Origin of the sequence: Sphingomonas sp. JC676 (genome assembly GCF_014489075.1) — a bacterium.
Taxonomy (GTDB): domain Bacteria; phylum Pseudomonadota; class Alphaproteobacteria; order Sphingomonadales; family Sphingomonadaceae; genus Sphingomonas.
In genome coordinates, this window is record NZ_JACTGR010000001.1 from 296,976 (window position 1) to 317,187 (window position 20,212).

Annotated in this window: 21 protein-coding genes and 1 tRNA gene; 11 read left to right on the top strand and 11 right to left on the bottom strand. The window is 67.0% G+C overall.

Going from position 1 to position 20,212, the window contains the following annotated elements; all coding sequences use genetic code 11:
* Positions 1–229: 229 nt before the first annotated feature.
* Positions 230–1,096, top strand: coding sequence for a S1 family serine peptidase (locus IAG41_RS01365; protein WP_187726793.1), 867 nt, complete (start codon positions 230–232; stop codon positions 1,094–1,096).
* Here IAG41_RS01365 and IAG41_RS01370 read toward each other — a convergent pair.
* From IAG41_RS01370 to IAG41_RS01395, 6 genes are all read right to left on the bottom strand, one after another.
* A complete protein-coding gene (locus IAG41_RS01370) occupies positions 1,093–1,254 on the bottom strand; it encodes a hypothetical protein (RefSeq protein WP_222950453.1) in 162 nt (53 codons plus the stop codon). The two genes, IAG41_RS01365 and IAG41_RS01370, sit on opposite strands and share 4 nt — an antisense overlap.
* Positions 1,255–1,346: 92 nt before the next feature.
* Positions 1,347–3,278, bottom strand: a complete 1,932-nt coding sequence (locus tag IAG41_RS01375) for a TIR domain-containing protein (protein ID WP_187726795.1) — start codon at positions 3,276–3,278, stop codon at positions 1,347–1,349.
* 114 nt (positions 3,279–3,392) lie between these two features.
* Positions 3,393–3,468: transfer RNA gene (locus tag IAG41_RS01380), tRNA-Thr, on the bottom strand.
* 17 nt (positions 3,469–3,485) lie between these two features.
* Positions 3,486–4,352 (bottom strand): hypothetical protein, encoded by an 867-nt coding sequence (locus IAG41_RS01385; RefSeq protein WP_187726796.1) that lies wholly within the window; start codon positions 4,350–4,352, stop codon positions 3,486–3,488.
* Entirely contained in the window at positions 4,349–4,708 is a 360-nt protein-coding gene (locus tag IAG41_RS01390) for an MmcQ/YjbR family DNA-binding protein (protein WP_187726797.1), read from the bottom strand. Before IAG41_RS01390 ends, IAG41_RS01385 begins: the two co-directional genes overlap by 4 nt.
* The gene (locus IAG41_RS01395) at positions 4,701–6,020 is read right to left on the bottom strand and encodes a replication-associated recombination protein A (protein WP_187726798.1); all 1,320 of its coding nucleotides are present in this window, start codon (positions 6,018–6,020) and stop codon (positions 4,701–4,703) included. The genes IAG41_RS01390 and IAG41_RS01395 overlap by 8 nt, the downstream gene beginning before the upstream one ends.
* A gap of 116 nt (positions 6,021–6,136) precedes the next feature.
* Here IAG41_RS01395 and IAG41_RS01400 point away from each other — a divergent pair, with 116 nt between their 5' ends.
* Complete coding sequence (locus tag IAG41_RS01400; protein ID WP_187726799.1) at positions 6,137–6,721, top strand: PadR family transcriptional regulator; 585 nt, start codon at positions 6,137–6,139, stop codon at positions 6,719–6,721.
* 76 nt (positions 6,722–6,797) lie between these two features.
* A complete protein-coding gene (locus IAG41_RS01405) occupies positions 6,798–7,121 on the top strand; it encodes a DUF2218 domain-containing protein (RefSeq protein WP_187726800.1) in 324 nt (107 codons plus the stop codon).
* A 30-nt stretch (positions 7,122–7,151) separates the two neighbouring features.
* Here IAG41_RS01405 and IAG41_RS01410 read toward each other — a convergent pair whose 3' ends face one another.
* The 3 genes from IAG41_RS01410 to IAG41_RS01420 form a co-directional block, all read right to left on the bottom strand.
* Positions 7,152–7,805, bottom strand: coding sequence for an OmpW/AlkL family protein (locus tag IAG41_RS01410; protein WP_187726801.1), 654 nt, complete (start codon positions 7,803–7,805; stop codon positions 7,152–7,154).
* A gap of 500 nt (positions 7,806–8,305) precedes the next feature.
* Positions 8,306–8,953, bottom strand: a complete 648-nt coding sequence (locus tag IAG41_RS01415) for a PEP-CTERM sorting domain-containing protein (RefSeq protein WP_187726802.1) — start codon at positions 8,951–8,953, stop codon at positions 8,306–8,308.
* Positions 8,954–9,120: 167 nt separating this feature from the next.
* A complete protein-coding gene (locus IAG41_RS01420; RefSeq protein WP_187726803.1) occupies positions 9,121–10,275 on the bottom strand; it encodes a glycosyltransferase family 4 protein in 1,155 nt (384 codons plus the stop codon).
* A gap of 95 nt (positions 10,276–10,370) precedes the next feature.
* Here IAG41_RS01420 and radA point away from each other — a divergent pair, with 95 nt between their 5' ends.
* Entirely contained in the window at positions 10,371–11,741 is a 1,371-nt protein-coding gene (radA, locus tag IAG41_RS01425; RefSeq protein ID WP_187726804.1) for a DNA repair protein RadA, read from the top strand.
* A gap of 11 nt (positions 11,742–11,752) precedes the next feature.
* Here radA and IAG41_RS01430 read toward each other — a convergent pair whose 3' ends face one another.
* On the bottom strand, positions 11,753–12,526 hold the full coding sequence (locus IAG41_RS01430; RefSeq protein ID WP_187727816.1) for a sulfite exporter TauE/SafE family protein: 774 nt from the start codon (positions 12,524–12,526) through the stop codon (positions 11,753–11,755).
* 191 nt (positions 12,527–12,717) lie between these two features.
* Between IAG41_RS01430 and IAG41_RS01435 the strand changes: the two genes are divergently transcribed.
* The 7 genes from IAG41_RS01435 (at position 12,718) to IAG41_RS01465 (ending at position 18,242) form a co-directional block, all read left to right on the top strand.
* Entirely contained in the window at positions 12,718–13,293 is a 576-nt protein-coding gene (locus IAG41_RS01435) for a CvpA family protein (protein ID WP_187726805.1), read from the top strand.
* A gap of 40 nt (positions 13,294–13,333) precedes the next feature.
* Entirely contained in the window at positions 13,334–13,759 is a 426-nt protein-coding gene (locus IAG41_RS01440; RefSeq protein ID WP_187726806.1) for an iron-sulfur cluster assembly scaffold protein, read from the top strand.
* The gene (locus IAG41_RS01445) at positions 13,759–15,549 is read left to right on the top strand and encodes a cation:proton antiporter (RefSeq protein ID WP_187726807.1); all 1,791 of its coding nucleotides are present in this window, start codon (positions 13,759–13,761) and stop codon (positions 15,547–15,549) included. The genes IAG41_RS01440 and IAG41_RS01445 overlap by 1 nt, the downstream gene beginning before the upstream one ends.
* A complete protein-coding gene (locus IAG41_RS01450; RefSeq protein WP_222950454.1) occupies positions 15,546–15,926 on the top strand; it encodes a diacylglycerol kinase in 381 nt (126 codons plus the stop codon). The genes IAG41_RS01445 and IAG41_RS01450 overlap by 4 nt, the downstream gene beginning before the upstream one ends.
* Positions 15,926–16,258, top strand: a complete 333-nt coding sequence (locus tag IAG41_RS01455; protein WP_187726808.1) for a DUF423 domain-containing protein — start codon at positions 15,926–15,928, stop codon at positions 16,256–16,258. The genes IAG41_RS01450 and IAG41_RS01455 overlap by 1 nt, the downstream gene beginning before the upstream one ends.
* Positions 16,259–16,593: 335 nt before the next feature.
* Positions 16,594–17,844, top strand: a complete 1,251-nt coding sequence (locus tag IAG41_RS01460) for a tyrosinase family protein (RefSeq protein WP_187726809.1) — start codon at positions 16,594–16,596, stop codon at positions 17,842–17,844.
* An 80-nt stretch (positions 17,845–17,924) separates the two neighbouring features.
* On the top strand, positions 17,925–18,242 hold the full coding sequence (locus IAG41_RS01465; RefSeq protein ID WP_187726810.1) for a hypothetical protein: 318 nt from the start codon (positions 17,925–17,927) through the stop codon (positions 18,240–18,242).
* Between the two features lies 1 nt (position 18,243).
* Here the strand turns inward: IAG41_RS01465 and IAG41_RS01470 are convergent, their stop codons facing one another.
* Positions 18,244–20,118: a M1 family metallopeptidase gene (locus IAG41_RS01470; RefSeq protein WP_187726811.1), complete on the bottom strand. Its 1,875-nt coding sequence runs from the start codon at positions 20,116–20,118 to the stop codon at positions 18,244–18,246.
* Between the last annotated feature and the right edge of the window lie 94 nt (positions 20,119–20,212).

Sequence of the window (20,212 nt, forward strand, 5' to 3'; positions counted from 1 at the left end):
GCGCAATGGCTAGCATGCCGCGCATCGGCCTCAAGGCACTATGTTCACCGGAATGGCGTCGCTCATGACGACGAACCGCCCGATTTGATGGATATCGTAAATATAAGACATTAATCTCAGGATGTTTGTCGCGATATCTGCGGTAAAAGGATGGGCGCCATTTATTTTGCCAAATCGCGGTTACGGCAGCTATTCTTGCCGCTCGAGCATGGCGATCTTGGAAGTGGCAATGCGGATCGGGGCCCTGATTCTGACAATCGCGCTCGCGGCAAGTGCTTCGGGGGCGTCCGCGCTGGGCAACTATCGGGCGCAGGACTCCGAGCGTGCGCTGGTGAACGGCGCGCCTTGGCAGGCCGAGATCTATTCGAACTTCCAGGACTATACTCCGGAAGAGCGCGCGAAGAAGGAGCAATGGGAGCTCGCGCATCGCTGTGGCGGCGCGCTGATCGCCGACGAATGGGTGCTCACCGCCGCGCACTGCATCGATCAGGACAAGGTCAACAAGGGCTATCGGGTGCGGCTGGGCGCGCGCAACCTCGAGCTACAGGACGGCGTGACCTTCCGCATCGATCGCATGGTGCAGCACGCCGGCTATGACGCGAAGCGGCATCTGAACGACATCGCGCTGGTGCACATCGTCGGCGACAACGAGAGCGACCCATATGCCGGTGGCCATATGGACATGATCCGGCTCAACGGCTCCGAGGACAACGACACCGATGTCGAAGCGGATGTGGCGGTGACCGCCACAGGCTGGGGCAAGACCGAGCCCGGCGCCGATGGCCGTTCGTCGGTGGCGCTGATGCAGGTCGACCTGACGACGCGAGACTGCGATTCCGCCCCGGCCTATCGCGGTCGCGTCACCGGCGACATGCTTTGCGCGAGCGCACCGGGCGCGGATACCTGTCAGGGCGACAGCGGGGGTCCGTTGGTGCTGACCTATGGCGAGCCGGTGCTGGTCGGGATCGTCAGCTGGGGAGACGGCTGCGCGGACGAAACCCGCCCCGGCGTCTATGTCCGCATCGACCGCGAGCACTATCTCGACTGGATCGACCGCGCGATGGCCGCCGATCCGTCGATCAATCGGCTGAACTAACGCGAATCCCCACTGCCGCGTGAATCGCCGCTGCCACGCGAGTCCCCACTGCCGCGTGAATCACCGCTGCCGCGATCATCGCCTTCTTCCTCTTCGTCGCCGTCTTCCTGCTCATCGACGATTTCTTCCTCGGGCTCATCTTCCGTGGCGTCGGTCACGGGGCGTCCACCGATAACCATATCGTCCTCCTTGAATGGAACGATGAGCATCTCACAGACGCACCCTGCTGGATAGTGCGAAGCGCGGTGGCTCAGCCGAGCTTCAATTCCTTGAGCAAGCGGGCGAATTCGGGTCGCGTGCGGAGCGGGTCGAGCAGCGGATCGGTGGTGAGGTAGATCAATCCGGAATCGCCGACCGCACGCGCCTTTTCGAGCGTTGCCAGCGCCGCGTCCGCCTGTCCCCATTGGGCCTGCACTTCGGCCTGTTGATACAGCGCGCTGTCGCCCAGTTCGGTGACGAGTTGCTGCATCGCCTGCTTGGCAGCCGCTGTATTGCCCAAGCGGTTCTCCACTACCGCCAGGCCCGAAAGCCGGAACAGGGCGTGTGGCTCGGCGACAAAGGCGGCGCGCGCCTCCTTAAGCTTGCCGAGTTGATAGAGGCAATGGCCGATCAGCCCGCGCGCGTTCGATATCTTGGGATTGAGCTCCAGGGCCCGATTGAGTGGCGGAATCGCTGTGTCGTAGCGGCGCGCGGAATAGTCGATCGACCCCGCCGCGCGGTGCGTGCGCGGATTGAGCGGATCGAGCGCCAGCGCGCGCAGGATCGCCGCCCGCGCATCGTCGCCACGCCTGGCGCGGGCACAATATAGGGCGAAGAGCAGCAGGATATCGGCGTCGCCATGCCCGAGCGCATAGGCCTTGTCATAGGCCGGACCGGCGCCGGCCACGTCGAGGCGACCGGTGAACAGCGCATAGCCCAACGCGAGATGCGCTTCCGCGAGGTCCGGGGCGATCTCGATCGCCCGCCTGGCTGCCGCGATCGCCGCGTCGTAGAGCCCGCGCAGTTCGCTTGCCTTGGCATATTCGGCGGCAATCGCCGCGAGCGAGCGCGAGCGCGCGGCGTGTGCCAGAGCGAAATCGCCATCAGCCGCGATGGCAATGTCATATTGCGCGAGGGCGGCGCGGTCGCTCGCTTCGTCCGTGGCCGCATTGAACAGCGAACCGCCGCGCAGAAAGGCCTCATAGGCAGCCACGTTGCGTGTGCCGCCGGGTGCAGGCTTGGACGTCGCAATCTGCACCGAGAGCGCCTCCGCCACGGTGCCGGCGATTTCGGTCTGCACTGCGAAGATGTCGGACAGCTTGCGATCGACGCTGTTCGACCATTTGCTGAAGCCGGTCCGCCCGTCGATCAGATCGGTCGAGATGCGGACGATGTCGTTCGATCGCTGCACCGAGCCTTCGAGCAGATAGGCGACGCCGAGCTTGCGCGCGACGGTGGTGGCGTCTTCCCCCGCGTCTCGCGCCGCCTTGGACGATGTCGCCGCCAGTACCTTCAGCGCGTCGTTGCGGGCCAGCGCGGCGCGGACTTCCTCGGTCAGCCCGTCGGCGAGAAATGCCTGGGCGGGATCGCCGCTGAGATTCTTGAACGCGAGCACGACGATGCTGTCGGCCGCGACATCGCGCGCGTCGAACAGGCCGCGCCGCCAGGCATAGAGCCCGCCGCCGCCCGCTGCTACGACCACCGCCGCGCCAGCGCCGATCCGAAGGGCGGTTCGGCGCGAGACCGGTCGGGACGGGGCAGGTGCTGAAAACGGCTGGTCGATCGCTGCCGAAACCGCGCGGGCGATGGCGGCGATCTGGGGGGCGTCCGGCCTGCCGCGCCATTTGGCGAGATCGATGACATGATATTGGCCAAAGCCGAGCGGCGGCGCGGTGCCGTCGAGCGAAACCGGTACCAGGCGGTGGCGATCGCGCCCCTGCGAAGCTTCGTCTCGCACCCAATCCGAAGCGACCGAGGCTTGCGACCATAGGACGATCACCGCGTCGGCCGAGTCCAGGGCTTCGCGGATCGAGGTTGCGAACGACGCGCCACCCTCAATCAGCGCATCCCACCAAATTTCGAAGCCGGCGGCGCCAAGGGCCTGTGCAAGTTTTTCCGCGCGCCGGCGATCGGCGCGGGCATAGCTCAGGAATATGGTGGGGCGCCGTTCCCTGCTGCCGGATGCTGTTGAGTCGCTCGCCATCGCCGATTGCCCCCAGGCGCCCGGGCAGAAGCTAGCGCTTATTGCGCGCTCTCACCATAGGCGGCGCAGCTTCGATGCCGTAGCGAGGATCGCGCCGGCGCCGAATTGGGGAAATGGTGCCGGTTGCAGGAATCGAACCCGCGACCTTCGGTTTACAAAACCGCTGCTCTACCAGCTGAGCTAAACCGGCGTGGCGGTTCCCATGGCTCAGGGAACGCCGAAGGTCCAGCCCTCGGTGCGGGCAAGTTCGGGCGTAAGGCCGGCGGGCGACCATAGTTCGGGCCGGTCGGCCGCGACGCGCAGCCAGGCGGCGCTCAGCATCGCGTCGGTGGCGTGATCGTCGTAGCGGGCGAGCGGCGCGTGCGGCTCCGAGCCGAAGGCGGCGAGCATCGCGTCGAGCGTCACGGCGTCGCGGATCTTGGAGGTGCCCTTGCGCATCCCTGCAAGGCGCGCGGCGAGCGAGGTGTAGATCTCGACGAGCATCGGACCCTCGGGCGGCAGCGGATCAAACGGCCAGAGGCCGAGCTTGCCGCGCAGGCGGTTGAGGACGCGCATGCCGGTGAGGCTCGATTTGCCGACCTGGCTCGCGCCGACCAGGTTGAAATTGCTGTAGGGCGCCAGCCGCATCGCCGCCTGGCCATGCTCGCAGACTCGGAAGCGGCCGCGTCCGGGCGGGAACAGGTCGCCGCAATCGCCCTGCTGGCGGAAATGGCGCCGCGCATCGGGATCGGCGACGAAGCTGGTCGCGGAGAGATAGGGATCCTCGGCGCATATCTCGTCGACCATCTGCCACAGGGCGTAACCGTCGGGCGGTGAGGCCTGCCAGCCGGGGAAATAGGCGCCCTCGTCGTGAAATGGGAAGGCGGGGGTCAGGTCGAGGCCGACAACCGTGTCGCTGGGCAGTTCGTCGCGCAGCCATTCGCGTATCTCGACGCGCGACCAGACATGGCCGGCGCGCACCAGCACGGGTGCCGCGGAACCTCGTTCGCAAAGGGCCACCGCGATGCCGCGCTGGCGGGGCCCGGCCGCGCCCGACCAGTCGATTGCGGCGAAATGCCGGAAATGCGTGGTCACTTCTTCTTGCGGGGCCGAACCGGCTTCTTGGCTGCAGACCAGTCGCGCGACCGCTCGATCATCGCCCGGACGCGCTCCGGGTCGGGGCTGTCGAACCGGATCAGCACCGCGGGCCAGCCTTCGTAATGCGGGGTCTGCCAGAAGGTATCGGGATCGGTTTCCTTGAGGATCTCGACGGTGTCGAGGTCGATCGCGATGCCGAACGAGGACTTGTCCTCATGCCCCGTGTAGAGGAACGTCTGCCCGTTCGAGCCGACCTTGACCGCGGGCTTGCCGTAGCTCGTCGAAAGAATGGTATCGGGGAGCGTCAGCGCATAGGCCACCGCATCCTCCCAGCTCCGGATCGCATCATTCATCGCGGCGCTTCCCTCGCATCTCGTCCCACCAGGCCATGCGCTCGGCGATGCGCTTCTCATGGCCGCGATCGGTGGGGGTGTAGAAGGTCTGGGGCGAGAGTTCGTCGGGCCAGTAATTGTCGCCGGAAAAGCCGCCCTCGGCATCATGGTCGTACTGATAGCCCTTGCCATAGCCGATCTGCTTCATGAGCTTGGTGGGGGCGTTGAGGATGTTCTGCGGCGGCATCAGCGAGCCGGTTTCCTTGGCCGAGCGCCAGGCGGCGCCCTGGGCCTTGTAGGCGGCGTTCGATTTGGGGGCGGTGGCGAGATAGAGGCAGGCCTGGACGATCGCCAGCTCGCCCTCGGGACTGCCGAGGAAGTCGTAGGTGTCCTTGGCGGCGATGCACTGGACCAGCGCATTGGGGTCGGCGAGGCCCACATCCTCGACCGCGGCGCGGACCAGGCGGCGGAGCAGGAACAGGGGTTCCTCGCCGGCGGTGAGCATGCGGGCGAGATAGTAGAGTGCGGCCTGGGGATCGCTACCGCGGATCGACTTATGGAGCGCGGAGATGAGGTTGTAATGGCCCTCGCGATCCTTGTCATAGACCGCCACGCGGCGCTGGAGGAAGTCGCCCAAGGCGGCGGGATCGAGGGGCTCCTCGAAGCTGACCGAGAACAGCGTTTCAGCCTGGTTCAGGAGGAAGCGACCGTCGCCGTCGGCGCTGGCGACCAGAGCGTCGCGGGCCTCGGGCGTCAGGGGGAGGGGGCGTTCCTCGAGCTCCTGGGCGCGGTCGAGCAGCTTGCTCAGCGCCTTGTGGTCGAGACGGTGGAGGATGAGGACCTGGGCGCGGCTGAGCAAAGCGGCGTTAAGCTCGAACGAGGGATTCTCGGTCGTGGCGCCGACCAGGGTGACGGTGCCGTCCTCGACATAAGGCAGGAAGCCGTCCTGCTGGGCGCGGTTGAAGCGGTGGATCTCGTCCACGAACAACAGGGTCTTGCGGCCCAGCCGGGCGTATTCTCGGGACTCGGCAAAGACCTTCTTGAGGTCCGCAACCCCCGAGAAAACCGCGGAAATCGCGACGAAGCGCAGGCCCACCGCGTCTGCAAGGAGGCGGGCAATCGTGGTCTTGCCGGTGCCGGGCGGACCCCAGAGGATGATCGAGCTGAGCTTGCCCGCCGCTACCATGCGGCCGATCGCGCCCTCGGGGCCGGTGAGGTGCTCCTGGCCGACGACATCGGCCAGCGCGCGGGGGCGCAGGCGATCGGCGAGGGGGCCGCCGGCGGGCGCCTCGACGGCTACGGGTTGGGGGTCTGCGGCGAAGAGGTCGGCCATCGGGGGCAAGATAGGAGTTTACGGCCATGTTCACAAAGGTTGCGCGGAACGGGGTTGCATAAGTTGTTTCAAGATATATCTTAGACGCATCACGACTCAGACAGGAGCAGACGCACATGCGTTTTCATTTTCACAATCACCACGGCGCCAACGAGCGGCATTGTGGTCCGCGCCATCACGGGCGCCGCAGCTGGGGACCGTTCGAAGTCGAATGGACCTACGGACGCGAAGGCGGCCGCGGACGGCGCATGTTCGACGGGGGCGAGCTGCGGCTCATCCTCCTCAAGCTGATCGAGGAGCAGCCGCGCCACGGCTATGACCTGATCCGCGAGATCGAGGAGCGCTCGGGCGGCGCCTATGCGCCGAGCCCCGGCGTGATCTACCCGACGCTGACGATGCTCGACGACATGGAGCTGATCGAGGAGCAGAAGACCGAGGGCGCCAAGAAGCAGTTCGGCATCACCACTGCCGGCCAGGCCCACCTGACCGAGCGCGAGGCCGAAGTGGAGGCGCTGTTCGCGCGGCTCGCCGAGATGGGCGATCGCCAGGCACGCACCAGCGGCGGCCCGATTCGACGGGCGATGCACAATTTACGGTCGGTGTTGCAGGAGCGTCTTTCATCCTCGGAAGTTGACAGCGACACTCTGCACGAGGTCGCGGCGATCCTCGACGAGGCCGCGCAGAAGATCGAGCGGCTCTGACGCCGCCGTGCCAAGGATCGAGGTTTTGCGGCGCCGGCTCGGGATCGTGCCGGCGCCCCACAAGGAGAAGAAGGCCATGACGATCGCCACCGTGACCGCTTCGGCGCATGTGCAAACTTCGCAGGCAAGCCGGTATCTCCAGCAGCTCTGCAAGCATTGGGAGCACAACCTCCAGGTGGAATTCACCCCCGAGAACGGGACGGTGATCTTTCCCAAGGACGCGCGCGGCGCGGACCATCCCGGCGACGCGGTGGTGACGTTCAACGCGGTGGAGGACGGGCTGGACGTGCGGATCGACGCCTCATCCGAGGAGCAGCTGGAGCGGCTGAAAGGCGCGGTCTCGCGCCATGTCGACCGCTTCGCGTTCCGCGAGGGCGCGCTGGCATACGACTGGCGCTAGGGCGCTATCGCTCGGCTCCGCGCTGCGCGGCTAAAAGCGGACGGACAGGCCGCCGCCGACCACCGTCGGGTTCAGCCGGATATTCGCCGTGATCGGCGCACCGCTGAGCAGCCCGGTCGCATAGGTCTTCAGCGCCGCTTTCTTGACGTCGAGATAGAGCGAGAGGCGGGGCGCGATCTTATATTCCACGCCGGCCTGCACCGCCGCGCCCCAGTGATTGCTGACCCTCAGCCGGTTCACCGCTCCGTCCTGGTTGTCGAAGATAAGCAGCAGCACCGCGCCGCCGCCGATATAGGGCTGGAGGCGCCCGAGGCCGGTGAAGTGGTAATGCGCGGTGAGGACCGTCGGGCCATAGCGGATCCGACCAAGGGTCCCGAGCGGCGTGAGGGTGCCGGCGCCCTTCACCGTCGCGAGGGGCGGGATGCCACCGGTCAGCGACACGCCGAAATGCCGCCAGCGATAGCCGAACTCGGTGATGACCGTGACGTTCGAATCGACGCTTACCGTTGCGCCGGGGAGCAACGCGCCGCTGCTTTTGACCTGGGCGTTCCCATCGAAGATGAGCGCGCCGGGCCCGACATGGACATAGGGGCCCGTGTCGTCGTCCGCGCGCTCGTTCGGTCCCGGTTCGGAAACCGATTGCGCCGCTGCCGGGGACAGGCCCAGCACGCCGAACACCAGCATGGCACATATAAAACGCGGTCGGCTCGATCGCATCGCTCAGGCTTCCGGATACGCCATGCTGAGCGATGCCGGATCGTCGGCCGCCAAGGGGTTCGCGACAATTCCTGCACAAGCGCCCATCGCGACGTTCACCTCCGTATCCCGATGCGGCCCGCTGCGAGGCCCATCGGGAAACGGGTTCGACGGCAGCCGAACCTCGCGACGGTTTTGCCTTGGGCATCCGCGCGAGCGTTAGGACGGATGTGCGGCCGCTTGCGCGATCCTGTGCAATTCAGTGCATTTCCTTGCGCGAGGACGCGCATGCACGCCGGAACGGGACGACATTGATTTCCCTCCCTGCAAGCAGGGAGGGGAGTTCGCATGTCGAATGTCAGGCTTGGGTGCAGCGCGGGGGGGGGGGGTGGACCGGACGGCCAGCTCTTGCTCTGCACCGCCCGGCCCACCGGCATCCGCCGCCCTCTCCTTGGGGACAAGGCCGAGGTGCGGCGGTGCCTGGGGGGTTAACCGAAGGCGACCCGGGTACTGCGGCGCCGGCGCAGCATCGCACCGCCGGCGCCGATGCCGAGAATGAGCAGGCCCCAACTCGCTGGCTCGGGCACGCCAGCCGCCAGCGTCGCGTTCTCAGGTGCGAAATCGCTGATCTGGTTGTTGTTGCCGGTGCCCAGGCGCGGCCACAGGTTGAAGCCATATTGCCCTGGCACGAAGCCGGTGCTCGGCAGCAGCGAAAGCGGCACCTTCACCGTCAGGATATTGCCGGCGATCGCGATCCAGCTGGGATTGAGCGGCGTGGCACCGATGTTTCCGGTGCCGTCCTCGCGGACGGCGATCGCCTGGTTGAAGAGGACGTTGGGCTGGCCCAGCGCAGCGAAGGGATGGATCGTTCCGGTGCCGGTGTTGACACCGATGATGTAGGTACCGCCGGTTTCGGCATGGATCGCTCCGGCGAAGGTTGCACCAAGCGTGAAGAGTTGGGCGACGGAATCGTAACTGACCGAGAAGCTGGTGACATCGAGATCGGCTGCGTGCGGTCCGGCATAGGTGGCCAGGAAATCACCGGTTGCGTCGGTCACGCTGGCCGTCTGGGCGACGGCGGGCGATGCGGCGAGGGCAAGGGGGGCAAGCGTCAGCGTGTAGAGTATCTTACGCATGTGTGTCTCCCGTCGGGTTGCGATGCGCGGCGTCACCCCGAGCGACGCCGCAACAGGTGGCCCGACAGCGAGAAAGGGGGATGACCGCTGCCAGGACACCCGCAACGTTAGTGACGCGGCGGGAGGGCGAGGTTCAAAACTGGTTAACGCGTTTTTTGGGGAGGATCTCAGTGGGCGCCGCGGCGCGCCATCACTTCGAGATAGGTGTCGAGCACGGCCTGGTTGATCACGTCCCATTTATACGCCCGGGCCTTGGCGTGCCCCGCGGCGCCGGCCGACTTGCGCAGGCCCGGATCCTGGACGAGGCGGGCGATCGCATCGGCATAGGCATTCACGTCGCGCGGCGGGACGAGAAATCCGTTCACGCCGTCCTCGACCAGGTCCATCGCGCCGGTGGCATTAGCGGCGACGACAGGGACGCCGCAGGCCATCGCCTCCAGCGTGACGTTGCCGAACGTCTCGGTGACCGACGGATTGAACAGCACGTCCATCGAAGCGACGGCCTGGCCCAGCGCCTCGCCGCGCTGGAAGCCGGCGAACGCCGCTTCGGGCACGCGATCGGCGAACCAGCCGCGCGCCGGGCCGTCGCCGATCACGAGCACGCGGTGCGGCACGCCGCGCGCGGTGAGCGCGTTGCAGACGTCGGCGAAGATATCGAGGCCCTTTTCCAGCACGAGCCGGCCGAGAAAGCCGATCGCGAACTCCTCATCGTCGATGCCGAGCGAACGACGCCATTCGTTGCTGCGCATCTGGGGATTGAAGCGGTCATGGTTGACGCCGCGCGACCAGATGCGGACCGGCGTCGTCACGCCCCAGGACTGGATGATCTCGGCGGTGGAGTTGCCGGGGGTCACGACCTGGTCGACGCGATTGTAGAAGCGGGTGAGGCCCTTGATCACCAGCGGCTCGAGAAAGCCGAGATGATAATAGCGCGGATAGGTCTCGAACCGGGTGTGGAGCGAGGCTACCGTGGCGATGTCGCGCTTGCGCGCCCAGGCGACGGCGCGATGACCGAGTATTTCGGGCGCCGAGACATGGACGAGGTTGGGGGCGAAGGCCTCCAGGTCCCGGCGGATCACCGCGGGCAGATTGACCGCGAACTTATATTCGGCGCGACCGCCCGGGACAGGAAGCGCAGGCACGCTGACCAAGTCGCCCATGGGCTCGAACGCCGGCGTGCTGGTGGTCGGCGAATAGACGCGGACCTGCACGCCCTGGCGCAGCAGATAATCGACGAGCAGATTCAGCGCCTGGTTCGCGCCGTCGCGAACATAGTTGTAATTGCCGCTGAAGAGGGCGACGCGAAGGTCGGACGGTTGCATTGGCCGCGGCGATAGCGGTCAGGGGGAGGTGGAGCAACCTTTGGGGGTCCGGATCGGGGTTGTTCCCTTCCTGTTCTCGCGCTATCACCGCGCGCATGGCGAAACCCCAGAAGCGTTATGTCTGCCAGGCCTGCGGGTCGGTATCGTCCAAATGGGCAGGGCAGTGCGCCGATTGCGGGGACTGGAACACTTTGGTCGAGGATGCCGGCGGGGTCGTGACGCCGTTCCAGGCGCGGCACAATCTCCAGTCGGGCGGGCGGGCGATCGTGCTCAGCGGGCTCAACAGCGACATCGCGCTGCCCGAGCGGATGGCGACCGGGATCGCCGAGCTCGACCGGGCGCTGGGCGGCGGGTTCGTCGAAGGGTCCGCGACGCTGATCGGCGGCGATCCGGGGATCGGCAAGTCGACCCTGCTGCTCCAGGCGGCGGCGAAGATCGCCTCGCGCGGGCTTCAGGTTGCCTATGTCTCGGGCGAGGAGGCTGCGGACCAGGTCAGATTACGCGCGCGACGGCTGGGGCTGGGGAGCGCGCCGGTGCAGCTCGCCGCGGCGACTTCGGTGCGCGATATCCTGACCACGCTGGGAGAAGGTGCGCCGCCGGCATTGCTGGTGATCGACTCCATCCAGACGATGCATTCGGACCTGATCGAGGGCGCGCCGGGGACGGTGAGCCAGGTGCGCGCGAGCGCAGGCGAGCTGATCCGCTTCGCCAAGGAGCGCGGCACGGCGGTGGTGCTGGTCGGGCACGTCACCAAGGACGGCAGCATCGCCGGGCCGCGCGTGCTTGAGCATATGGTCGATACCGTGCTGGCGTTCGAGGGCGAGCGCAGCCACCAATATCGCATCCTGCGGGCGGTGAAGAACCGCTTTGGCGGGACCGACGAGATCGGCGTGTTCGCGATGGAGACCGAGGGGCTTTCGGAGGTTGCCAACCCCTCCTCGCTGTTCCTCACGCAGCGCGACGAGAGCGTTACGGGCACGATCGTATTCCCCGCGCTGGAGGGGACGCGGCCGGTGCTGGTCGAGGTGCAGGCGCTGACCGTGCGGCTGGCGAGCGGGGCGACGCCGAGGCGCGCGGTGGTGGGCTGGGATTCGGCGCGGCTGTCGATGGTGCTGGCGGTGCTCGAGGCGCGGTGCGGGCTGAGCTTCTCGTCGTGCGAGGTCTATCTGAACATCGCCGGCGGATACCGGGTGCAGGATCCGGCGGCCGACCTGGCGGTGGCGGCGGCTTTGGTGTCGGCGCTGGCCGAGCGGCCGATGCCGGCGGATGCGGTGGCGTTCGGCGAGATCGCGCTATCGGGCGAGGTGCGGCCGGTGGCGCATGGGGCCTTGCGGTGCCGCGAGGCGGGCAAGCTGGGCTTCGCGCGGGCGCTGGCGCCGGTGACCCAGGCCAAGGACAAAGGCGGGCTGGAGATCGCCGGGTTCAAGACGCTGGGTGCGTTCGTGGACCATCTGCTCGGGCGGTAGCGGCGACGGTCCTAGAACAACAGCTTGCCGCCGACGATCGCCAGCGTCACCGCGAGGATCGGCTGCAGGGCGCGATCGGAGACGCGGGTCGCGATCAGGCTGCCGAGGATGATGCCGGGGATCGAGCCCAGCAGGAGCGAAAGCAGCAGTCCGACATCGACCGATCCCATGAACCAGTGCGCCGCGCCCGCCACGAAGGTCAGCGGCACTGCGTGCGCGATGTCGGAGCCGACGAGGCGGTTGGTCGGGAGCTTGGGATAGAGGACGAGCAGCGCGGTCATGCCGATCGCGCCGGCGCCGACCGACGAAAGCGAGACCAGGACGCCTAGAATGGCGCCCAAAACGATCGTCAGGCGTGCCACACGCAGCGGCGAGACCGCTTCGAAACGGCCGGCGAAGCGGGCGACGATGCGGGCCCGGAATGTCATCGAGACTGCAGTCAGGATCAGCGCGATCCCCAGGGCGATCGTGATCAGGTGGGTGGCGCCCTCGAGCCGCTGGCCCGAAAAGGAGAGGAGCAGGAGTGTCAGCGCCGCGGCGGGCACGCTTCCTGTCGCCAGGCGCCGCACCACCTTCCAGTCGACGGTGCCGCTGAAGCCGTGGACGGCGGTGCCCACGGTCTTGGTCGCGGAGGCGTAGAGCAGATCGGTTCCCACCGCGGTTGCCGGATGAAAGTTGAAGGCGAGGACCAGCAGCGGCGTCATCAGCGATCCGCCACCGACACCGGTGAGCCCGACCAGCGTGCCGACGGCGAACCCGGCGAGCGAATATATCGGACTGAGGATGCTCACATGGATCGCCTCTCTTCGCCAGGGGCGCGAACTTGATCCGAAGGCGCGCCCTGAACAACAAACGGAAACTTCTGGGGGCACATGCAGAAGAATAGGCGCGGATAGCCTCCGACCCGCGTGCGAGACGGAAATCGCGGCTTTCGCCAAGTGGATGAGATGGTATGTGAGCGCGGGGAGGACATGGATTGACCGGGCTGGACATCATCGTGCTGATCGTGATCGGCGGCGCGGCCATATTGGGCTTTCTGCGCGGGTTCGTGACCGAGGTGCTGGCGCTGCTCGCCTGGATCCTGGTCGTCGTGGCGCTCAAATTCTTCCACACGCCGGTGGCCCAATTCCTGTCCGGGATCGTGGGCACGACGCAGGGCGGCGCGGTGCTCGCCTTCGCGATGCTGGGCGGGGTGACCTATTTCGCCGGGCGGCTGCTCGCCAACGACCTAGGATCGCGGATGCGCGACAGCTTCCTCGGCCCGATCGACCGCGCGCTGGGGCTGGGCTTCGGGGCACTCAAGGGGCTGATCCTGGCGAGCATCGCGTTCCTGCTGCTCGTCCTGGTGTTCGACACGGTGGGCGGCGGCCCTTCGCAGCGGCCCGACTGGATCACCAAGTCGGTGACCTATCCGATGCTCGACGCGACCAGCGCGGGGATCGCCGACTTCGTCGACCGGCGGCGCAAGGGCGAACCGGTGTTCGGCGGGGAAAAGCCGGCCGACGACACCGGCAACAAGAGCAGCCATGCTAATTCGATGCAGGGCACTTAGCCCCTCGCATCTCGGCGCTCGCTCCCTTAAGTCGGGAAGGATGAATGCGCCGCTCTACAACACGCAAATCCTGCGGCTGGCCGCTTCGATTCCGTTCCAGGACCGGCTGCCGGATCCTGCAGCGACATCCGAGAAACGCTCGCCGGTGTGCGGGAGCCGGGTGACAGTCGATATCGACATGGTGGACGGACACGTCTCCGGCGTCGGGATGCTGGTGCGGGCGTGCGCGCTGGGCCAGGCTTCGGCGTCGCTGATGGCGGCGCACGCCGTGGGGCGGACCGCCGAGGAACTGGCGACCGCGCGCAACCAGCTGACCGCATGGCTGGCCGGCGAACGCGCGGCGCCGCCCGAATGGCCCGGGCTCGACATCTTCATTCCCGCGCTGCCGCACCGCGCGCGGCATCCCTCGATCCGGCTGGCGTTCGAGGCGGCGGCCGAGGCCGCTGCCGAAGCGGGAGCGCGCTGATGGAGGCGCATGGCGATGGCGGACTCTCGCTGCTGAGAGATGCCGTGCCGATGCTGGGCTTCGCGCTCGTCTTCGTGCTGCTGTTTCGACGGCTCGGACTGGGCCAGACGCTGGGTTTCCTGGTCGCGGGCGCGGTGGTGGGGCCGCAGGTGCTCGGACTGGTCGGCGGGGCCGAGGCCAAGATGGGCTTTGCCGAGCTCGGCATTGCGCTGCTGCTGTTCCTGGTCGGGCTCGAGCTGAGCCCGAGCCGCCTGTGGCGGATGCGGCGCGACATATTCGGACTCGGCCTGATGCAGGTATCGCTGTGCGGGCTGGCGCTGGCGGGGCTGGTGTGGCTGGCGACGCAGTCGACGGTGGGCGCAGCGCTGGCGCTCGGCCTGCCGCTGGCTTTGTCCTCCACCGCGCAGGTGCTGCCGCTGCTGCAATCGGCGGGGCGGCTGCGTACTCCATTCGGCGAGCGTGCCTTCGCGATCCTGCTGTTCCAGGATCTGTCGATCGTGCCGCTGATCACGATCGTCGCGGCGCTCTCGCGCAACCCGGCAGACATGGGCGGCCCGCCGGGATGGATGCTGGCGCTCTACACCGTCGCGGCGATCCTGGGGCTGGTGCTCGCCGGGCGCTTCCTGCTCAGCCCGCTGTTCCGGCTGATCGGCAATCTCGGCGAGCGCGAGATGTTCGTGTTCGCCGGGCTGTTCGCGGTGATCGCCAGCGCGGCGCTGATGGAGGCGCTCGGCCTTTCCGCGGCGTTGGGGGCGTTCATTGCGGGCGTGATGTTGGCGGATTCGCCCTATCGGCACGAGCTGGAGGCGGACGTCGACCCGTTCCGCTCGATTCTGCTCGGACTGTTCTTCCTCGCAGTGGGGATGACGCTCGACCTGCACGCGATCGCCGCGAACCCGCTGTTCGTCGCCGGGATGGCGTTTGCGTTGATCGTTATCAAGGCGGCGCTGATCATGGGGATGGCGATGCTGTTCGGCGCCAAGCTGCGCGGGGCCTTCGCGCTGGGCGTACTGCTGAGCCAGGGCGGTGAGTTCGGCTTCGTGCTGTTCGCCCAGGCGCAGAATGCGATGCTAATCGAAGGCCGCGCGGCGAGCCTGTTCGGCGCGATCGTGACGCTGTCGATGGCGACCACGCCGTTCCTGATGATGGCGACCAAGAAACTGCGCGCCGAACCCGAGCGGAGCAGTGATCACCTGGAGGCGCCGCAGCAGGAGGGGAGCAACGCGGTCGTCGTCGGCTATGGCCGGTTCGGCCAGACGGTGGCGCAGATGCTAATCGGGCAGGGCATTTCGGTGACGCTGGTGGATACCGATGTCGAGATGATCGAGACCGCCGGCGATTTCGGCATGAAGGTCTATTATGGCGACGGCACGCGCACCGACATATTGCGCCAGGCCGGCGCCGCCGATGCCGAGCTGCTGCTGTTCTGCCAGGACGGCAACAAGCTCGATACCGAGGCGATCGAGGCGATCCACCACACCTTTCCCCAGGCGACGATCTTCGTGCGCGCCTATGACCGGCGATCGGTGATCAAGATGAAGGGCGCGCCGGTGGCGGGCATTGTCCGCGAGATGCTGGAAAGCGCGATCGTGATGGCACGGCTGGCGATGGAAGCGGTGGGTGTCGACAGCACCGAGGTCGACAAGACCGAGAACGAATATCGCCGCCGCGATTCCGCCCGCCTCCGGGCCCAGGAGGATACGGGCGACCTTTACGCCGCGCGCGACCGCATCTTCAGGCAGGAAGCATTGGAGGATGCCGCGGCGTTGGCAGGCCGGAAACCGAAGTGAAGAATCGGCCCTTCCGGGTGCGGATGGGCTTCGCGGTGACAGGGATCCGCGCGTGCTGGCACGGCGAGGCGAGCTTCCGCGCACAGGTGCGGCTCGCGGGGCTGGCGCTGGCGGCGCTTCTGGTGCTGCGCCCGGCGTCGGTGTGGTGGGCGGCGATCGCGCTCTGCTGCGCGATGGTGCTGGCGCTCGAACTGGTCAATTCGGCGGTGGAAGCGGTGATCGACCGGCTGCATCCGGAGATCCATCCTTCGATCGGGCTCGCCAAGGACATGCTGGCCGGCGCGGTGCTGGTGATGAGCTTCGCCTCGCTGCTGGTCGGCGTGGCGATGGTGGTGGATGCGGGGCCAGCGTTCCTAGGCGAGATCGGAGTATATTAATGCGGCTAGTGACGATCCTCGCGGCGCTTTCGGGCGCTTTGGCGGTAGCGGCAGGCGCGTTCGGCGCGCATGGCGCGAGCGGCGAGGCAGTCGAGTGGCTGAAGACCGGTGGGCATTACCAGCTCGTCCATGCCGTGGCGGCTTTGGTCGCGGTGCGGATGGAAGCGAAGGGGCCGGCCTGGCTGTTCCTCGTCGGCGGCGCGTTGTTCGCCGGGACGCTGTACCTGATGGCGCTGGGATGTCCGCGCTGGCTGGGCGCGGTGACCCCGCTGGGCGGCGCGGCGCTGATCGCGGGCTGGCTGTGGCTGGCATGGCACGCAACTCGGAAATGAGCGACCGAGCGGGAGCCTGACTCGCGCGGCACGTCACTTGGGAATTCCCCGCGCCCGTAAGTAAGCAACCAGAATGGTTGCGCATTGTTGCAGTAGTCAGAGAGAAGTGGGAAAATAAACCTACGATCGTGCGAGTCGCGACAGTGGAGCGGATTCTCATGTACATCAGCAGGCGCGAAATCCTTACAGGTGGCACCAGCATCGCAATGTATGTTTCGTTGGGCGGGTGTGAATGGTTAAAGAAGAAAATAGAAAACAGGCCAGTACGGCGCGATGTTTCTACCCTGGGACCCAACGACCCGATCTTGCAGGCGTATCGCGACGGCGTAAGCCTGATGCAGGCACTGCCCGCAGGCGATGCGCGCAATTGGAACAAGCAGGCATCCATCCACCAGAATTTCTGCCCGCACGGCAACTGGTTTTTCCTGCCATGGCATCGGGGATATCTGCTCTCGTTCGAGCGGATCATCCGCAAGCTCACCGGCGTGGCAGACTTCGCGCTGCCTTACTGGAACTGGTCGTGCAACCGGGCGATCCCCGCGCCGTTCTGGCAGGCGGGGAGCCCGCTCAACCATTCCCCGCGTTGGATCGGTCCGAGCGACCAGGCGGACGCCAGCATCGTGGGACCGGCCAACATCGCCGCGATCCTGAACGAAACCGATTTCGAGCTGTTTGCGAGCGGCTTCGCCACCGCATTGCGCGGCGCGGGCGGGAGCACGGGGCGGCTGGAAGGGGGACCGCACAACTATATTCACGGCAGCTTCGTGGGCGGAACGATGGCGAGCTACATGTCGCCGCTCGACCCGATCTTCTGGCTCCACCACAACATTCTCGATTATCTGTGGCTCGAATGGAACAGCCGCGGCAACGCCAACTCGAACGACCCCGTCTATACCGGGATGCAGATCAGCGGGCAGTTCTGCGACGAGAATGGCGCTCCGATCGAGTATAATGTCGGCGCGATGATCCTGGCGCCGCTGATCTCGTATCGCTTCGAGGCACCGCACGCTTGTCCCAAGCTCGCGACCAAGGTCGACGAGGCGGTGCTCAAGAAGTTTCTCCAGCAGGGCGCGAGGGTTCGGCTCCAGACGACGCGGGCGTTCCCGCCGGCGGCGCAAGAGGTGCAACTGGGCGGCGCGCGAGCACCCCGAGTCCAGCTGTCGCTTGCGGCGGAGGCCGCGCGGATCGGCTTTGACGAAAAATCGCCGCAACGCGTCTTGCTGCGGCTCGACGATGTGAAGCAGCCGGTGGACGAGAATTTCTATGTCCGCGTGTTCGTCGGGCTGCCGGAAGGCACGGATCCGTCGCCCGATTCACCTTATTATGCGGGCGCTTTCGCCTTCTTCGCCGACCAGGGACATCACGAGGGCGTGGGGTCGACCTTCCTCGTCGATGTCTCGCCGACCCTTGCGCGCCTGCGGGCGGAAGGCCGGATCCAAGGCGACGGCAATGTGCCGATCACGCTGGTGACGGTGCCGAATGCGGGCAAGCCTCGGCTTGCCGCGGCACAGATACCCCCCTTGTCGATTGGTGCGGTGACGCCGGTGCTGATCCCGCGCATGCCAAAGCCGCAGCCGTTGAAATGAGAGTGGCGTCTCCGGGTCTCGCATGCGCCATGGCGGTGCTCCAGGCGTGCACGGGACCGGGAGGAGGCAATGAGATGGCGATGCGCCAGGAGCGTGCCGGGGCCGTGCAGCGCCTCGCGCCGGGCGTCCGTGAGGCACTGGTGGAGGTGCCGCCGGGGGAGCGGACGGTGGTCTATCTGGAGATCACGCACATCGACAATGTCGCGCGAAAGCCGGTGACGCTGATCGTCGCGCCGGAGGGCGGCGGCGAGCCGATCGCGCGGCTCGCGCTCTACCCGCCTGACCAGCCCGCTCGCTTTGCGCTGCGCGTGCCGGGCGACACGCGCCGGTTGCGCGTCCGTCTCGGGGAAGCGGCCGGCGACACGCCCGCGTCCATCGAGTTGCGGGTCGCGCGCTAGATCACTCTCCTGCGACGAGCTTCGCGACGCCCGCCGCGATGGTCGGGTGGTACCCCGCCTTGGCCTGCTCGAAGAGCTGGCGCGCGATCGGCTTGCCCCAGTCGCCCTGTGCCATCAGCCCGCGATAGACCGGATAGATGAGCAGGCCCCGGCCGACGCTGGTGGCAAAAGCGCGGATCGAAGGGAGCGCGGGGTCGTAGCGGTTGGCGATCGCCAGCTCGGCCCAGGCCGAGCGGACATAGGCGTTGGCGGAGGCGGACAGGCCGAGGGTCTCGTCGAGTTCCTTGAGGCGCGCGGGCGTCTGCTGGCGGGGGAGGCCGTTCAGGAAGCGCAGCCATTGCTGGGTGCTCCAGCCCTGGGGCTGGACGGCGGAGATCGGGCCGCCCGCCTTGACTGCGGCGAGCTTGGCGTCAACCGCGGCGAGCGTGGCCGAGCTGATATGGACGGCATTGTCGGGAAGGCCCGGCTGATAGACCCAGCGATCGAGCTGAAGCTTCGCCTCGAGCGCCTTGTCGCCCTTGATCAGGTTCTTGCGCAGGTCCGCCAGGAAGCCCGCGCTGGTTTGGGGCTGGAAGGCGTGGCGATCGAAATAGGATTTGAGATAGGCGTCCCACTTGGCGCGGCCGACCGCGTGCTCGATCGTGCGCAGGAAGGTCGAGCCCTTGAAATAGTCGAGCTGGCCGGCGGTGGCGCCGGGATCGCCGTGGAGGCGGGTGGTGGGGGCGTCCTGGCCGCCGGCCTCGCGGATGTCCTTGTTCAGGCCGTCCCAGTCGAGATCGGCATAGATGGCGGCGCGATCGGGACCGTAGACCGCCTCCATGATGCGGTTCTCGAAATAGGTGGTGAAGCCCTCGTTGAGCCACGAGTCCGACCAGGTCGCGTTGGTGACGAGGTTGCCCGACCAGCTATGCGCCAGCTCGTGCGCGACGACATCGGTGTTCGAGCGATCGCCGGTGACGATGGTGGGGGTGAGGAAGGTGAGGGTGGGGTTTTCCATGCCGCCGAACGGGAAGCTGGGCGGCAGGACGAGCATGTCGTAGCGGCCCCAGCGATAGGGGCCGTAGAGCGCCTGGGCGGCGTCGATCATCTTCTCGACATCGCCGACCTCGTGCGCCGCGGCATCGAGCTGTGACGGCTCGGTCCACACGCCCGAGCGGGCCCCGGTGGCCTTGAAGGCGAGATCGCCGACGGCCATCGCGATGAGATAGGGCGGGACGGGCTTGTCCATCTTGAAGTGGAAGGTCTGCCAGCCGGCGCCGGCAGGCGTGCCCTTGGCGCCGTCGATCCGCTCGCCGCTCATCACCGCGACGAGATCGGAAGGCACGGTGATCGCCGCCGACCAGGTCTGGCGGATGCCGGGACTGTCCTGCGTCGGGATCCAGCTGCGGTTGTTGATCGGCTGGCCCTGGCTGAAAAGGTACGGCTTGGCCTTGCCGGCAGTAAGCTCGGGCGCGAGCCATTGCAGCGCGGAGGCGCCGGGCTTGGTCCTGTAGCGGATGACGATGCGGTCATTGCCGTCGAGCCGGACGGTCAGCGCCGAGCCGATGTCAGCGTCGCGCGGGCCCACGGTGAAGGTGAGCGGCTTGCCCTTGGGGCAGGTGACGCTCTCCACGTCGATGTCGTCGACATCGAGTATGATCTCCTTGGCGCCCTTGGCTGCCAGCACGTCGAGCGTCGCGGTGCCGGAGACGGTCTTGCTCGCGAAGTCGGCCTTGAGGTCGAGCGCGACATGGGTGACGCGGGCGACTTCGGGTTGGGCGTGGGTCCAGACATCCTTCGCTTCAGGAGCGGTAAGAATCGGGGCGACGGGCGCGGTCTGGGCAATGGCGGAAGTGGTGGTCATGAGCGCGGCAAGGGCCGGGAGGAGGATACGCATGGCGGGTTGCTAAGCCGATCGCGGCTGAACGGCAACTGGCGCCGCCCATCTTCGCGGCGTCCGCTTCCCTCGAACGGCGCGCCGATCTAGGATC